The organism is Natrialba sp. SSL1, from assembly GCF_001861355.1.
In the GTDB taxonomy this organism is placed as follows: domain Archaea; phylum Halobacteriota; class Halobacteria; order Halobacteriales; family Natrialbaceae; genus Natrialba.
This window is the reverse complement of record NZ_MASN01000052.1, coordinates 51,669-66,959: the sequence shown is the minus strand read 5'-3', so window position 1 is coordinate 66,959 and position 15,291 is coordinate 51,669. Positions and strand designations below refer to the sequence as shown.

General features: G+C 64.6%; 16 protein-coding genes. 9 read left to right on the top strand and 7 right to left on the bottom strand.

The window, feature by feature from the left end; all coding sequences use genetic code 11:
- Positions 1-3 precede the first annotated feature (3 nt).
- Complete coding sequence (locus BBD46_RS17600; RefSeq protein ID WP_004216974.1) at positions 4-288, bottom strand: DUF5789 family protein; 285 nt, start codon at positions 286-288, stop codon at positions 4-6.
- Between the two features lie 136 nt (positions 289-424).
- On the opposite strand from BBD46_RS17600, the gene BBD46_RS17595 reads away from it, so the two are divergent.
- Positions 425-2,125: a thiamine pyrophosphate-binding protein gene (locus BBD46_RS17595; RefSeq protein ID WP_071402984.1), complete on the top strand. Its 1,701-nt coding sequence runs from the start codon at positions 425-427 to the stop codon at positions 2,123-2,125.
- 107 nt (positions 2,126-2,232) lie between these two features.
- Positions 2,233-3,288, top strand: coding sequence for a DUF7139 domain-containing protein (locus BBD46_RS17590; protein WP_071402983.1), 1,056 nt, complete (start codon positions 2,233-2,235; stop codon positions 3,286-3,288).
- Between the two features lie 46 nt (positions 3,289-3,334).
- On the opposite strand, the gene BBD46_RS17585 is transcribed toward BBD46_RS17590, so the two are convergent.
- Both BBD46_RS17585 and BBD46_RS17580 read right to left on the bottom strand, forming a co-directional pair.
- Positions 3,335-3,820, bottom strand: a complete 486-nt coding sequence (locus BBD46_RS17585; RefSeq protein ID WP_071402982.1) for a metal-dependent hydrolase — start codon at positions 3,818-3,820, stop codon at positions 3,335-3,337.
- A gap of 100 nt (positions 3,821-3,920) precedes the next feature.
- Complete coding sequence (locus BBD46_RS17580) at positions 3,921-4,466, bottom strand: CinA family protein (protein ID WP_071403169.1); 546 nt, start codon at positions 4,464-4,466, stop codon at positions 3,921-3,923.
- 112 nt (positions 4,467-4,578) lie between these two features.
- On the opposite strand from BBD46_RS17580, the gene BBD46_RS17575 reads away from it, so the two are divergent.
- The 5 genes from BBD46_RS17575 to BBD46_RS21875 all read left to right on the top strand — a co-directional run bounded on the left by BBD46_RS17575 (position 4,579) and on the right by BBD46_RS21875 (position 8,539).
- Positions 4,579-5,685 (top strand): pyridoxal phosphate-dependent aminotransferase, encoded by a 1,107-nt coding sequence (locus tag BBD46_RS17575; protein WP_071402981.1) that lies wholly within the window; start codon positions 4,579-4,581, stop codon positions 5,683-5,685.
- Positions 5,686-5,762: 77 nt separating this feature from the next.
- Positions 5,763-6,164, top strand: a complete 402-nt coding sequence (locus BBD46_RS17570) for a DUF2267 domain-containing protein (protein ID WP_071403168.1) — start codon at positions 5,763-5,765, stop codon at positions 6,162-6,164.
- Positions 6,165-6,301: 137 nt separating this feature from the next.
- Positions 6,302-6,724, top strand: a complete 423-nt coding sequence (locus BBD46_RS17565; protein WP_071402980.1) for a universal stress protein — start codon at positions 6,302-6,304, stop codon at positions 6,722-6,724.
- 107 nt (positions 6,725-6,831) lie between these two features.
- On the top strand, positions 6,832-8,100 hold the full coding sequence (locus BBD46_RS17560) for an ArsA family ATPase (protein WP_071402979.1): 1,269 nt from the start codon (positions 6,832-6,834) through the stop codon (positions 8,098-8,100).
- A gap of 211 nt (positions 8,101-8,311) precedes the next feature.
- Positions 8,312-8,539: an Rrf2 family transcriptional regulator gene (locus tag BBD46_RS21875; protein ID WP_084777813.1), complete on the top strand. Its 228-nt coding sequence runs from the start codon at positions 8,312-8,314 to the stop codon at positions 8,537-8,539.
- A 35-nt stretch (positions 8,540-8,574) separates the two neighbouring features.
- Here BBD46_RS21875 and BBD46_RS17555 read toward each other — a convergent pair whose 3' ends face one another.
- The 4 genes from BBD46_RS17555 to BBD46_RS17540 all read right to left on the bottom strand — a co-directional run bounded on the left by BBD46_RS17555 (position 8,575) and on the right by BBD46_RS17540 (position 12,738).
- Complete coding sequence (locus BBD46_RS17555) at positions 8,575-9,246, bottom strand: hypothetical protein (protein ID WP_071402978.1); 672 nt, start codon at positions 9,244-9,246, stop codon at positions 8,575-8,577.
- Between the two features lie 111 nt (positions 9,247-9,357).
- Positions 9,358-10,368 carry an SDR family oxidoreductase gene (locus BBD46_RS17550; protein WP_071402977.1) on the bottom strand — a complete coding sequence of 337 codons (1,011 nt, stop codon included), beginning with the start codon at positions 10,366-10,368 and terminating at the stop codon, positions 9,358-9,360.
- Positions 10,369-10,463: 95 nt separating this feature from the next.
- Complete coding sequence (locus BBD46_RS17545; RefSeq protein WP_071402976.1) at positions 10,464-11,336, bottom strand: endonuclease V; 873 nt, start codon at positions 11,334-11,336, stop codon at positions 10,464-10,466.
- A 436-nt stretch (positions 11,337-11,772) separates the two neighbouring features.
- Complete coding sequence (locus BBD46_RS17540) at positions 11,773-12,738, bottom strand: rhomboid family intramembrane serine protease (RefSeq protein ID WP_071402975.1); 966 nt, start codon at positions 12,736-12,738, stop codon at positions 11,773-11,775.
- A 338-nt stretch (positions 12,739-13,076) separates the two neighbouring features.
- Here BBD46_RS17540 and BBD46_RS17535 point away from each other — a divergent pair, with 338 nt between their 5' ends.
- Both BBD46_RS17535 and polX read left to right on the top strand, forming a co-directional pair.
- Positions 13,077-13,517: a DUF5788 family protein gene (locus BBD46_RS17535; RefSeq protein WP_071403166.1), complete on the top strand. Its 441-nt coding sequence runs from the start codon at positions 13,077-13,079 to the stop codon at positions 13,515-13,517.
- Positions 13,518-13,522: 5 nt separating this feature from the next.
- Positions 13,523-15,274, top strand: a complete 1,752-nt coding sequence (gene polX / locus BBD46_RS17530; protein ID WP_071403167.1) for a DNA polymerase/3'-5' exonuclease PolX — start codon at positions 13,523-13,525, stop codon at positions 15,272-15,274.
- Positions 15,275-15,291 lie beyond the last annotated feature (17 nt).

Genomic DNA, 15,291 nt, shown 5'->3' with positions numbered 1-15,291 from the left:
TCGTTACTCGTCCGCGGTCGGGACCGGGCCGGTTCCGATCACGTCGCGCACGTGAGACTCGAACTCCTGGCGACGCTGGAAGTACGTCTCGTCGACCGACTCGAGTACCGTCGAGAGTTCGACCGGGCCCTCGGGCGTGCGGATGACGCTGTCGCCCTCCATGCGGTCGACCTCGCTGCGCTCTTTCGGCCAGGTCAGTCGCGAACTCACGCGAGCGAGGGGTGCGCCCTCGACGGGTACGTGCTCGCCGAGTTCGACGGCCGGCTCGGAATCGTCCTCGTCACTCATGGCCGGAGGTTTGCAAGCGCGTCGATTCAAGGTTTCGCTTCCACGCGCCGCTCGTGGGTGACACTCGTGACCTTGCAGAGACACGTCAATCCATCCGTGATTATGATATAAGAGACCTCCATCGAGAGATAGCGCTATGGCAGCGACGGGTGCTGATCTCTTCATCGACAGTCTGGAATCGTACGGTGTGACGACCCTGTTCGGCAATCCCGGCACGACCGAACTCCCGCTCATGCAGTCGCTCGTCGAGAGTGAACTGGAGTACGTACTCGGGTTGCACGAGGACGTAGCGGTGGGGGCGGCGGCGGGGTATGCGATGCGACGGCGACATCACGCGAACGAATCGGCAACTGGTACTGATGATCGCGATGCTGACGACGTGCTCCCGCTCGGCGTCGCGAACCTTCACCTCGCCGGCGGACTGGCACACGGGCTGGGAAACCTCTACAACGCGGACGTCTCGGGCGCGCCGCTGCTGGTCACGTCGGGAACCCACAGCCGGGACTACCAGCAGGAGGAACCGATCCTCAGCGGCGACCTCGTCGAGATGGCCGAGCCGTTCACGAAGTGGAGCGCCGAGGTGAAGCACGTCGACGCGCTGCCGACGATGGTCCGTCGGGCCGTCCGAACCGCGTTGACGCCGCCGACGGGGCCGGTCTTCCTTTCGATTCCGGTCGATGTGCAGACGGAGGAGACGACAGTCACACCGGAGCCGCTCGGTCGCATTCCGACGGCGGGTCGCGGTGACGAGGCGGCGATTCAGGAGGCAGCCACAGCCCTCGCCGACGCTGACGAACCGGTCTTCGTCCTCGGGGACGAAATCGGTCGCAGCGGCCCGGCAGCGGTCGACGCTGCGGTCGCCCTCGCCGAAGCAACAGGGGCGCGCGTCCACAACGAAATCCTCGCTTACGAGGCGAACTTCCCGACGGATCACGACCAGTGGCAGGGCGCTCTCTCGACGAAAGCACCCGGCTCGGCGGCCGCGATGGACACCGACACGCTCGTTTTCGTCGGCTGTTCGACGAACACGACGGTAACGCGGCCGACGACTCAACTCGTCCCCGATGAGGCGACGCGCGTCCACATCTCGCCCGACGCGTGGGAACTCGGCAAGCACGCACCTGCAGAGACCGCGGTGATCGGCGACCCCACCGCCGTTCTCTCGGATCTCGCCGCTCGTGTCAGCGACATCGTCGACGACGGCGAACGCGAGCGTCGACTCGAGTCCGTCCGTGACTGGGCGAGCGCGCACGACACTGATCCTGTCCCCGAAACGATCAACGGCACGCTGACGAAAGCGGGGCTCGCCCGGGCGTTCGACAGCGTCGCACCGGACGCACTCGTGGTCAGCGAGGCCATCACCGCGTCGCCCCCGCTGTTCGACGAGTTCGAGTTTGAGGCCAACCAGCTCCTGGGCACGAAAGGCGGCGGCCTCGGTTACGGACTGCCGGCCAGCGTAGGCGCTGCGGTCGCAGAGCGGGAAGCCGGCGGCGACCGCTCGGTGCTCGGCTACGTCGGCGACGGTTCGTACCTGTACTACCCACAGGCGCTGTATACGGCGGTTCGAAACGAGCTCGACCTCACAGTCGTCGTCCCCGACAACCGCAACTACCGGATCCTCAAGGAGAACACGGCGAACCTGCTCGGCGGCGACCCCGACGAGTACGAATACGACGGCTTTGACTTTGAGCCGCCCGTCGATATCGCAGCGAGCGCCGCCGCCCACGGTGCGACGGGAGTGACTGTCGAGGAGCCGGGGGAACTCGAGTCGGTACTCGATGAGGCACTGACGACGGCGGGACCTGCAGTCGTAGATGTGCCAGTGACCGACGAGTGACTGGTGTCTGGCCGACGGGGCGGTGACTGGTCGGCGGCAGCGATACTCTTCTGCCGCTGACATATGTCTGACGTATCGTTTTGTGCTGGGACCACGAACGACCCAGCATGACAAGCCTGACGGAGGCGTATCAGGGAAACGCACGGGAGGTGACGAGCCTCCGGCGGCTGTACGCGGGAACCGCCCTCGTCCTGCTCGGTGCGACGCTTGCAGTGATCGCTGTGCTCGTCGCGACGACGGATGTCTTCGCCGAGTTCGTGCTTGGACTCACTGATTGGGGAATGGGCGACCAGTTCGCCATCGTGGCAATCGCCGGCGTTCTCGCAGGGACCGGTGTGCCGGCGGCGCTCGTCGGCGTGTTCACCGTCCTCCCTGCCAGCCCCCGCGTTCGGGCCGCTGCTGCAATCAGCGCGAGTCTCTGTCTCCTCGGCGTCGTTCTCTTCTGGTACGCATACCCCCACCACTGGCGTGGCTACGGCGAGGACCTCACGCTTCACGTCTCTGCGATTTACCTGCTCGGGCTCTTCATCGCCCTCTGGTGTCTGTTCGTCGCCGTCGTCAACTTCAAGACCCGGAACGATCCCGGCGGCATGCTCGAGATGAACGTGACGCGCCACAACCAGACTGTCGTCGAGGTCGATGAGTCGACCGACACCGGCGGCTTCGGCGGTATCGGCTTCCTCGGTGGCACGCCCGACGGTGACGTTGAGACGCAGACGAACGCCTCGAACGAGGACGGTGGCAACGACGAGCGCACGACCGCATCCGGCAGACAAACTGACGCAGCCACTGGCGACTCGACGTTCTCCTACAGCGAGTCACAGTCGACCACGAGCCGCACGCAGTCGAAATCACAGTCGAACGCCTCCCGCTCCGGACTCGGCGGCCGCGCAGCCGTCACCAGCGACGGCGGCTCGACCACCCAGGATATCTCCTCGCCACTCGAGTCCCAGCCGATCGGCGATGGCCGGGATGCCGAGATCGTGACGGATGCCTCGGACGCTGACGAGTCGACGACTGCGCCGACGGATCGGTACTGTGGTAACTGTCGGCACTTCGAGTACGTGCGCTCGTCGTCGGGTATGGTGCCGTACTGTGGTCGTCACGAGCAGGCGATGGACGATATGGATGCGTGTGAGGAGTGGACGCCGAATCGGCGATAACTGTGTTGTGGCTTAGACGCCAAATCGGCGAGAACTGTTCTCCGACTTAGACGCCGATCGACTGGCGCGCCAACTCGAACCCTTCCTGTGGCAGTTCGAAGATGATGACGGCTGCGATGATGAGCTCTCCTGCGGTGACGAGCACCGTCACGAAGTCGGCGCGCTTGCTACTGACCGCGACACCGACCGGCAGCCCGTACTCCTTCTTCAGGAGCGGGTAGAAGAGCGCGATGCCGCGTTTGCTCCCTGCGATGTCGAGCACGTAGTGGGTCAGGATGCCGACCCAGACCCACTCCAGATTGCCGAAGAAGTACGGAAACGCCATGAATCCGGCGAGCAGTGGAAGATTGTGCAGCGTCTTTCGGTGTTTCCCGAACGCGGTGTCGATGTCGGGAACCATCGCTCCGAGCGTGATCGGGACGCCGATGGCGATGATCATCTCGAACGTCTCCATGCTCCCGGACGGCTCGAGGAGATATCCCAGCCCGATACTCAGCAAGACGGCGTTGAGAACGTGCCCCTTCTTGTTCATCACCCGCAACTGGCGACCCGACCGCCGAATAGCTTTCTGTCGTGACTCTCAGTTCGCCGTGTCAGTTCACCGTGTCTTTTCCCAGAACCAGTTCCCGCACTCAGTCCGTCGACTCGGGGTCGACCGCCTCGGGATGCTGGCGCTCGACTGCGGTGAGGAGGTCCAGCAGCGCCTGGTCAACGGTTTTGGCCCGCACATCCGCCCGGTCGCCGTCGAACTGGTAGCGTGAGACAGTCGCGTAGGAGGATTCGCTCCCCCAGGGGCCGGCGTAGGAAATGGCGATATAGACCGTCCCGACCGGTTCGTCCTCGGTACCGCCGGTCGGTCCCGCAACGCCGGTCGTCGCGATTCCCCAGGTCACGTCCGTCACGTCGCGGACGCCGCGGGCCATCTCGCGTGCGACCGGTTCCGAGACTGCACCGTGCTCGTCGAGTATCTCGCGGCTCACGCCGAGATGACGGCGCTTCGCGTCGTAGGCATAGGTCGTCAGCCCCGAATCGAAGTAGTCGCTCGCGCCTGGGACGGCCGTGATCGCCGCGCCGATCAGCCCGCCAGTACACGATTCGGCGACTGCGAGGGTTTCCTCGGTCTCTCGCAGGGCATCCGCGACATCCATCGGGAGGGTGCGGTCGATGTCGTCGTTCATGGCTCTCCAGAGGAGCGCCAGCTTTGTCAAGGCGCGGTCTTCACCCGTCATGCTCACGTCGCGCGAGCGGCGAACGGAAAGAACGACGGTCCCAGCGTGCACACACTCACCTATGGACACGGAGTACGAGACGCCGCTTTTCTTCCACGTCATGGAGTACGCCGGCAACGCGGACACCGACGTGATCGACATGGTCAGCGGCAACCCCGACTGGGAGCCGCCAACAGCGCTTCGCGAAGGTCTCCACGAGTACGCCGACAGCGAGCCCGACCAGTTCCAGTACCCACCGAGCGAGGGGCTACTCGAGTTACGCGAGGAAATCGCGGAGCGACGCGGCGTCGCCACCGAGCAGGTCGTCATCACCAACGGCGCGGGCGAGGCGAACTATCTCGCGATGGCGCGCGCCCTGGAACGCGATCGTGGAAGCGAAATCATACTCACGGAGCCGGTCTACCCCTACTATCCGGGGAAGACGACGATGCTCGGCGGCACGAAAACGTTCGTCGAGACGGCAGCGGACGGCCAACTCGACCCCGAAGACGTGCGCGCGTCCGCCAGCGACGAAACGGCCGCCATCGTCGTCAACTCGCCGAACAACCCGACGGGCGCGGTCTACCCACGGGAGACGATCCGCGAACTCGTCGCAATCGCCGAGGAGAACGACGCGATCCTCGTCAGCGACGAAGTCTACGACCACTTCGATCACGCCGGGCGCTTCGCGAGCGCACTCGAGTTCGACTCCGACAATCGGATCGTCACCAACGCGTTCTCGAAGTCGCTCGCAATCACGGGTTTTCGCGTGGGCTATGCGATTTTCCCGCCGGAACTCGTCGAGAACGCGAAGAGCCGCCACATGCTGGTGAACGTGGCTGGAAGTCGGCCCTCGCAGTACGCGGTGTTGCACGCGCTCCGGGAGACAGGTCCCGACTACTACGAGCAGAATCGGGACCTGCTACGCGAGCGGGTCGAGACGTTTACCGATGCGCTGGACGCTGCGGGTGCTGAGTACACGACACCGCAGGGTGCGTTCTACGTGATGGCGCGCTTCGACGGCTATCCGGGAACACTCGAGAACGTCGAGCGACTGATCGACGAGACGGGCGTCGCAGGGATGCCGGGCGAGGCGTTCGGCGACTCCCGCGGGGAGTGGCTCCGATTCGCGCTGGTCTCGCCTCGTGTCGAGGAGGCAGCAGAGCGGTTGGCGCGATATTTCGAGTGACGGAGGGCCGTCCACTATCGGCCACTCTCTGTGCACCATCCTTTATACTCATCGTCGGTGTCGTCACCTCCGAGCCGATGAAGTACAACGAATTCACCGGGCAGGTCCAGCACCGACTCGAGTACGCCCAGATTGGCCAGGCCGTTCGCGCCACTCGTGCCGTCCTGACGACGCTCGGCGAGCGGCTGCCGGAGGGTGAGGCAACGGATCTCGCCAGTCCGCTTCCGATGGAGATCGACCGCTACCTGACGACAGCAGCCCACGGACAGCGCTTTGATTATCAAGAGTTTCTCGACCGGGTCGCGGAGCGAGAAGGCGTCGATCAGTCGGATGCGAACTACCACGCCCAGCAGGTGATGGCCGTCGTCGCATCGGTCGTTCCGCCGGGAAATATCGAGAAGGTCGACAACGGGCTCCCCGAGGACTTCGACCCGCTGTTCGAACTGGTCGAGACGGCTGACGAACAGGAGTCATCGTAACCGCCGTAACTGCACGACTCAGGGCGACTCAGTAACGTACCGGACCGAACCGGGCGGCGAGTCCGACCGACCAACGTGAACACACCCTTTCCGAATACGTCTCTACGCTTATGCCGCCGGCCGTTGGAGTTCTCGCCATGACCGACCGCGTGCTCGTCCCCTACGACGGGTCAGAGCCAGCGACCGCCGCACTCGAGTACGCACTCGATGCACACCCCGACGCCGACATCACCGCCCTCTACGTCATTCCGATACCGGAACTGGACCTCCAACGTATCGACGGACCGGACCTCACCCCGCCGGTTTCCGAGCAGGCGCGGGAGTACGCAGCGGGGGTACTCGAGGAGGCGACGGAGCGCGCGACGGCTGCGGACCGGACGATCGATACCGCCACCGCGACGGGTCGGCCGGAGCGACGGATCGTCGAACGAGCGGGCGAGGGGTACGAGTATATCGTTATTGGCGCGCACGGTCGGCCGCTGGCCTCGCGTGTGTTGCTCGGTAGCGTTGCGGAACGGGTCGTTCGACAAGCTCCGATTCCGGTGACGGTGGTTCGATAGCCGAGTTGCACGCAGATCGGGACCGGGATCCCGATCGGGACCGGCACAGAGCTGACCGAGCACACGGGACCGACGAATACTCGTGTGATCACCGCGAACCGCCTGCCATGAGTGGAATCGACGTCGAAGTCGTCGACGAGGACGACGCGGACACCGCAGCAGACGGTGGGAACGAGGGCGATGTCGAGTCGGACAACACCATCGAGGTCACGCCGACCAGTTCGACCGACAGCCCGGAGACGGACGCGGACGACCGCACAGCCATCGATGTCGAGCCGTCCGACGAGCCGATCGACGGCCCCGACTACATCCTCTACGGCGGCAAGGGCGGCGTCGGTAAGACGACCATGGCCGCAGCCACCGCACTCGACAGCGCTCGCGGCGGCACCAGCACGCTCGTCGTCTCCACGGACCCCGCCCACTCCCTCTCCGATACCTTCAAGACGGACGTGCCCGCAGAACCCGGCCGGCTTCGCGAGGACGTCCCGCTGTACGGCGCCGAGATCGACCCCGAGGCGGCCGCTGAGCGCGGGCAGGCCGTCTTCGGGAGTAACGCGAGTGCAGACACAGACGCCGGGCGGGAAGACGATGGACTCGGAGACGACGGCTTCGGAGGCGACGGCAACCCCTTTGGCGGCGACCAGGGCGGCCTCGGCGATCTCGGCGGCATCGGCCAACTCCTCGGCGACGACAATCCCATGGACGCCCTCTTCGGCGGGTCCATGCCCGGCGCAGACGAAGCCGCCGCGATGCAGTTGCTACTCGAGTACATGGACGACCCGCGATTCGAGCGCGTCGTGATCGACACCGCGCCGACGGGCCACACCCTCAGACTGCTCCAGCTACCCGAAATTATGGACTCGATGGTCGGGAAAATCCTGCAGTTCCGCCAGCGCATGAGCGGCCTTTTCGAGGGGATGAAGGGGATGTTCGGCGGCCAGGACCAGCCGGCAGAGCAGACGCCGGATCTCTCCGATCTGGACGAACTGCAGGAGCGGATCGAACGCCTGCGGACGGCGCTCCAGGACCCGACGCGGACGGACTTCCGGATCGTGATGATCCCCGAGGAGATGAGCGTCTATGAGTCGATGCGACTGCGCCAGCAACTCCAGGAGTTCGACATTCCGGTGGGGACAGTCGTCGTCAACCGCGTGATGGAGCCGCTGTCGAACGTGACCGACGACGTCCACGGCGAGTTCCTCCAGCCGAATCTGGACGACTGTGAGTTCTGTCAGCGGCGCTGGGACGTCCAGCAGAGTGCCCTTGCCGAAGCCCAAGACCTCTTCCGCGGGCCGGAGGTACGGCGCGTCCCGCTGTTTGCGGACGAAGTCCGCGGTGAGGGGATGCTCGAGGTCGTGGCTGCCTGTCTCCGGTAGGTGCGTCCCGACCAGTGTTGGTGTTGGTGCTGGCGCTGGTGCTGGTGCTGGTTCTGGTTCTGGTACCGGCGTTGGCACTGGAACCGGCACTGGTGTTGATACTGATACCGGCACTGGCGTTGATACTGATACCGGCACTGGCGCTGGTTCCCACCGACTGAGAATCGCCTCGTCGCTTGATTTCTCCCGTCGGGAATCACTAGCTACGCGGATGACCCGTCTCTCGTCACAAGACCGATCGATTCTCGCCGCCCTCGACAGCGCACAGCCGGCGACCGTCGCTGAACTTGCAGCCGCACTCGAGACCAGGCCGCATCCGATGACCGTCGAGCGTCGCTGCCGGGCGTTACAGCAGGCGGGGTATCTGAATCGCGGACCGGGCGGTGCCTATCGGTTGACGAGGGCGGGGGCGTCGAGGCGGCAGACGGCTGCGGATTGAGTGGTCTGGTTCCCTCTCTCGGTTTTGGTTTGCGACTAGTTCCGTGTTGTCTCGGTCTCGTCGGCCGCCTCGGTTTCGAGATCGGTTTCGGGGTCCGTCTCGAGGTCGCTGTCTTTCTCACTGGCCGTTTCTGTGTCTGCTGCGGTTTCGCTGGATGCCGTCTGCTCGTCCGCAGTCACGGCCCCGGTCACGTCCGTCGATTCGAACTCGCGCTGATCACCAGCGACCGGCGGCTGGAGCTGGAGTTCCTCGCTCGCACACGAGAGACAGTAGTGGTTGTGCCCCACAGAAGCGGTGTATATCGGCACGCCCGCAAGTGCGAACTCGGTTCGATAGCGCCGAACCATGCCGTTCTCGATAGGTGACTGGCAGGCGACACAGCGTTCGGTGCAGTTCTCCTCGGGTCGAATCACGCGCTGGTCGACGGATTGGACGCGGCCAAACATCGAGGGTGAGTGACGCCGGTCGAGTCGACGACGAAACCGCGGGTTGACGAAGATACCGAGCGCAACAAAGACGAACGAAACGGCGAGCATGAGCGCAGCCAATAACGCTTCCATACCGGCCAGTCCCTCTCCAACGGCGTTCAGGGAGACGGTGATGGCGGCGAAGAGTCCGAAACCGACCAGAAGCCAGCCAACGATACCGTAGAGGAGTTCAGAGACGGTGTCAGCGAGTACAACGACAGCGCTGTTCGAATCGGACATCCGGGTTCTGGTGTCGGGTTACGTGTTCGCGTTCTGTAACTCTGACGAAGCCTTCCACCATCCTACCCACCTTACCCCATCCTACACCACACCACCCTAGACCACACTACCTTACACCAACCGCTGAATCAGGCCGTAGGCCGCATCACGCAGCCGGTCCGGCAGGAATCGTGCGTAGACACCGTACTGAGCGATCGGACCGACGGGATACCGAGCCGGTGGTTCAGGCGTCGACGCTGCGTCGAGAATCGCCGCCGCAACGTCTTTCGGCTCGGATGCGAACGGGCCACCGGCACCGCTGCCGATCAACTCCGCTTCGTCGAGCAACTCGTACAGCGTCCCGTAAGCCGGCGTTCGCTCGTCCTCCGGTAACTCCTCGTCCAGGCGCTCGGAGAAGTTCGTCTGCACCGGCCCGGGTTCGATCAGCGTCACTTCGATATCGAACTCCTCGACCTCAGCACGAAGCGAGTCGGTCATCGCCTCGAGTGCGTGCTTCGAGCCAGCGTAGGATCCCATCCCCGGCACCGAGATGCGGCCGACCACACTCGAGACGTTGATGATTCGACCCTCGCCCTGAGCGCGCATGTGCGGGAGTGCGGCGCGGGTGAGTCGGTGCGGACCGTAGACGTTCACGTCGAACTGCCGGTGGAGGTCCGCCGTGGAGACATCCTCGAGTGGCCCCGTCTGTGCGTAGCCGGCGTTGTTGACGAGACAGTCGATTGCGTCGCCGATCTCGACGGTCCGCTCGACGGCGGTAGCGACCTGTTCGGGGTCGGTGACATCGAGTTCGAGCGTGGTACAGCCGGCCTCTGCGAGGTCGGCGATGTCGTCGGTGTTGCGGGCGGTCGCGACGACCTGCCAGTCACGCTGGAGAAATGCGAGTGCGGTTGCCCGCCCGATCCCGGAGGAGCAGCCGGTGATCAGGACGCACTGTTTGCGGGTGTAGCGGTCGTCGGCTGTGGTTGTGCCGGTCTTCGGATCCGTTTCCGTTTCCGTCTCCGTCTCTGGATCCGTCTGTGCACCCGTGTTCGTGCGCGTGTCCGTCTCCCGATTCGTGTCGGCGCTATCGGCCCCGACCCCGTCGGAGTCCGCGGGACGATCGGCTTCCTCAGCGGTGGCCATACGTGACCCGTTCGTGAGACGATACCTAAGTATCGACGGTTTGTCGCGCTGCGTGGAAGCTCCGGATCGTGTGACTGTCAGGGCGCCCCTGAAACTCAATCGAGGAACTCGCGTTTGGCCTCGGTGGCATAGGAATCCGCCAGCCGAACCGGCTCCGGCAACTTGTAAGAGCCTGCGAGTCCGAGCGCGAGATCGGCTGCCGTCTCCGGAGCAACACGGTGGCCGGGGCTCACGTACAGCGGATTGATGTACCGGTTTGGCGAGTCGTACTGGCGCGTCTGGACGGCGTAGCCGAGCAGCGTCCCCTCGGGCGCGTCGACCGAGTCGTCGGCCTCGATGGCGACTCGTGTGCCTGCAGACAGATTGTCAGTCTCGCCCTGCAGACGACCACAGAGCAGACTCTTCGCGACTCCGATGCTCGGCACGTCACGAACGACCCCGATGTGCGTCGCAATGCCCGCCTGTCGGAAGTGGATCCGCCCGCTTCCATCGAAGAGAAAGAGGTCGGGTTCGACTGCGAGGGACTCGAGTGCAGCCAGAATTGCGCCACCTTCACGAAACGAGAGGAGGCCGGGGATGTAGGGGGTTTCGAGGTCGGTGACGGCGTGGACGCGTTCGACCACTTCGCCGCCGCGCATGGCGACGAGGGCGCTCAGGGCGCGGTCCTGGTCGCCCGCGTTGTTGGTGAGGAACGATTGGTCGACGCCGACGACGGTGGGGAGGGGTGTGTCGCTGTCGTCGACGTTAGTGTTGGTTTCGTCGGTGGCAGCAGCGTCGCTAGCTGTCGTTGCCGCTGCGGCGCTCGCAGCGAGCGGGTTGGTCAGCGGTTCGGGGTCGAATCCGAACTCGTCCTCGAACACCGCGGCATCGGCGATGTCGCGCTGCAGCGTTTCCATCTCCGCGCGGCTGAGGGATGGATCTGGCGCGAGGTCGGGACGTGGCTGCGATGTGCGGTGGGGAGCGGTCATTGATACGGGGTGGTACGGGCGGACGAAAATAGGCGTTGGGTCGAGCCGATCAGAGTATAGTTCGTATGGCTTCTCTGTGACTTCCCGACAAACGATAAGTACAGCAACCTCTTTTACCGGAGTCCTCCCTCGCTCGCGTTGCTCACTCGGTCGAACCCCGGCAAAACCCGTTGATGCCAAAAGGCCGCCGTCGCGGGGTTCCACCCCGCTCTGGCGGGAAACCGCTCGCTTCGCTCGCGGATGCCAAAGTCCTCCCGCAGCGTTCCATTCGCAGACCTACTCATCCGCTAGTTCACCGAGAGAACTGATGGAATCAATACCATGAGAAGGATTCTGTGGCGCAATCGCTGGGTTGGCTCGTGGAAGCTAAACGGTGTGTAGAATCAAATTCCGGTGTGAGAACGGGCTTTGGGAGATGCGTGGTGAGCGTTGTGAGTTAGAAGCGACGCCGTCCGCCTGGGCCGCCAGGGCCACCAGGACCGCCTGGGCCACCCGGTCCACCGCCACCGCCGCCGAGCTGGAACTGATTCGCGGTGCGGACGTTCTTCGTTCGCTTGATGTATACGCCGTAGGCCAGCCCGATGACGAGGCCAACGAGGTGGGCTGCGTGAGCGATGCCGCCGGCACCGCCCGCGCCGGTGCCGATGAAGCCGACACTGATAAGCGCTGTCCCCACCGCGAGCATCCAGAGTCGGACGGGGACGATCATGTAGAGGTAGACGGTGAGGTTGGGGTTCAGGACGGTGAGCACGCCCATGATCGCGAGGGCGGCACCGCTGGCTCCGAGGACGCCGCCGGTTCCGGGCAGCACCGGCCCCTGGTAGATCTGGATCGCAACCTGACTCAGGCCAGCGACAGCGCCGCTGACGAGGAACAGGATGAGGAAGTTCCGCGACCCGACGTAGCGCTCGACGAGCGGGCCGAAGAAGAATATCACGATGGCGTTGAACGCGATGTGGATGATGTCACCGTGGGCGAAAATCGAGGTTACCCAGGTCCAGACGTACTCCGGATTCTGCGGCGTCAACACGAACAGCGAGCGAGAGAGGTTGGCGGAGCCGAACGTGCCGACGAGCAACTGCGCGAGGAACGTGATCCCCATCAGCGCGAGGACCGTGTAGGTCATGTTCCCGCGGAAGTACGCGAGCGGTCCGCCGGGACCGGTGTCTATCGGCACCTTGTCGGCGATGCTCGCCGTTTTCGACGTGCTCCCGCTTGCACTCCCGCCGTTGACACTCTCGTCGAAACCGCTATCGAAGACGCCGCCCGGATCGTTCCAGTTTCGAAGCCCGGAACAGTCGTGGTTCTCCGGCAGCCGATGGTCGGCACAGTAGGTCCCCCCGCAGTGCCGACAGTTGTACGGCATGCTTTCGTCCTTCCGACACACGTCGCACTTGGCCATTGGCGGGGGGTATGTGCGGCGTCGCTAAGGGGTTTGGGGTTCCGCTCATCGACCGTTCAACGGTCGCCGGCGCGTCCGCTCGACGGCTGATTCGTCTTCATCACTCGCCGAGACGTTCATTTTCTCGTGACTGCTATGGATTTATGATTCGCGGCATGGGCGACTTCGATGTCCTCAAACGGCTCCGCGGGTGCGTCCTCAATCTCGAATCCGCGTCTCGAACCGACGTTGTCCTCGTCTCGGGGCGCGGTCTGGAGCGCGACGTGCGAACCAGCTTCGACCGCTGCGTCTGCCGACGACGGTGTACACTTTTGGCCCTCAGTCCCCAACACAGAGACGTGCAAGAGTTCGAGCGAAAGCAACTGCTCGAGCGCGTCGAGCGCGAGGGCGCGACCGTCGGCGCGGACATTCCCGAGACGATCACGGTGCAAGGTGAGGAGATCGACCTTCGAACCTTCGTCTTCGAGATCAAACGCCGCGAGACGGTTCCACCGGGCGAGCGCGACCGCGTCGAGCAGGCGAAACGAAACCTCAGACGAGAGCGCGTCGAGCGCATAGAGCGGATTGAGGACGGTGAGATCCCTCGTGCGGAGGGCGAAAAACTCGCCCAGAGCATCATCGGGATCGACCGCGCGCTGAACGCACTCGAGAACCTCGGCCCAACGGACATAGAGCGCGAACAGCAGGCCAAGCAGGCTGCCGACACCAAACGCTGGATGTCGTTCCTCAAGCAGGCGCTCGGCCGCGACGACGACCAGAGCGCACGGCGGGGGCGGTGATCACGGTGGCGACCAACGCCGAACTCGCCGGCCGCTTCGAGGAGTTCGCCGACTTGCTCGAGGCCGACGACGTGGAGTACAAACCCCGCGCGTACCGCCGTGCGGCTGAGAACATTCGTGCCCATCCCGTTCCGATCGGTGACCGCGTTGCAGACGGCGACGAGGAGATTCTCGACGAAATCGACGGCGTCGGCGACGCGATTTCCGCGAAGATCGTCGAGTACGTCGAGACCGGCGAGATCGAGGAACTCGAGGAACTCAAAGCCGAACTGCCGATCGACATCGCGGACATCACCCGAATCGAGGGCGTCGGCCCCAAGACGGCCGGCAAACTGTACCGCGAACTGGGGATCGAAACGCTGGACGATCTCGAGGACGCTGCTGAGGCCGGCGAGATTCAGGAAGTCAAGGGCTTCGGCCCGAAGACGGAGGAAAACATCCGCGACAACATCGAGTTCGCACGCGAGGTCGGTCAGCGCCAGTTGCTCGGCGAGGCCCGTCCGCTCGCCGACGACGTGCTTGCCTTTCTCGAGTCACTCGACGCCGTCGAGCGCTGCGAGGTGGCTGGCTCGATCCGGCGCTGGCGCGAGACCATCGGCGACGTGGACGTACTCGTTGCGACGGACGAGAACGAAACCGTCGTCGAGCAGTTCGTCGGCTGGGGCTCGGTCGACAGCGAAATCGAGTCCGGACCGGCGAAGGCGAGCGTACGAATCGGCGAGAGTCGCGTCGACCTCCGCGTGGTCGTCCCCGACGAGTTCGGCTCCGCGCTGCAGTACTTCACGGGAAGCAAGGACCACAACGTCCGGCTCCGTAACTACGCCATCGACCGCGACCTGAAGGTCAACGAGTACGGCGTCTTCGACGTCAGCGACCTCGAAGACGGAGACGAGGGCCAGCGCGTCGGCGAGCGCATCGCTGGCGAGACCGAGGAAGGGATGTACAACGCACTCGGGCTACCGTGGATTCCGCCGGAACTGCGAACCGACCGCGGCGAAATCGCGGCCGCCGAGAACGACGCTCTGCCGGACCTGCTCACACGCAAAGACATTCGCGGCGACCTCCACAGCCACACCGAGTGGTCCGACGGCAACACCTCCATCGAGGCGATGGTGGCGGCCGCCGAGGACCGGGGCTACGACTACTTCGGCCTCGCCGACCACGCCGAAGGCCCCGGTATCGTCGGCGGTATGGGGCTCTCGGACGCCGAAATTCTGGAGCAAGTCGAAGAAATCCGCGCGGTCGACGACGAGAGCGAGATCACCGTCTTCGCCGGCATCGAGGCGAACGTCGACGCCGAAGGTGAGATCGACCTCTCCGAGGAGGTCATCGACGCGCTCGACGTCATCGTCGCCTCGACCCACAGCGCGCTCGATCAGGACGCCGAGCGAGCAACCAAACGGCTCATCACCGCCGTCGAAAATCCCGCCATCGACGTCCTCGGCCACCCCAGCGGACGCATGCTGAACGAGCGCTCCGGCCTCGACTTCGACGCGAGCGCGCTCGGTGCGGCCGCCGCCGAGCACGACACCGCACTCGAGGTCAACGCCAATCCGCGCCGCCTCGACCTCTGGGGGAGCGCCGTCCAGGCCGCCATCGACGAGGGCGCAGTAATCGCCGTCAACACGGACTCTCATCAGCCGTCGACACTCGAGTACATGCGCTGGGGCGTCCACACGGCGCGGCGGGGGTGGGCCGAGCCCGCGGACGTGATCAACACGTGGGAACTTGCGGAGTTGCAGGCGTTCCTGCACTGAGCGCGCACCCAGGCGTT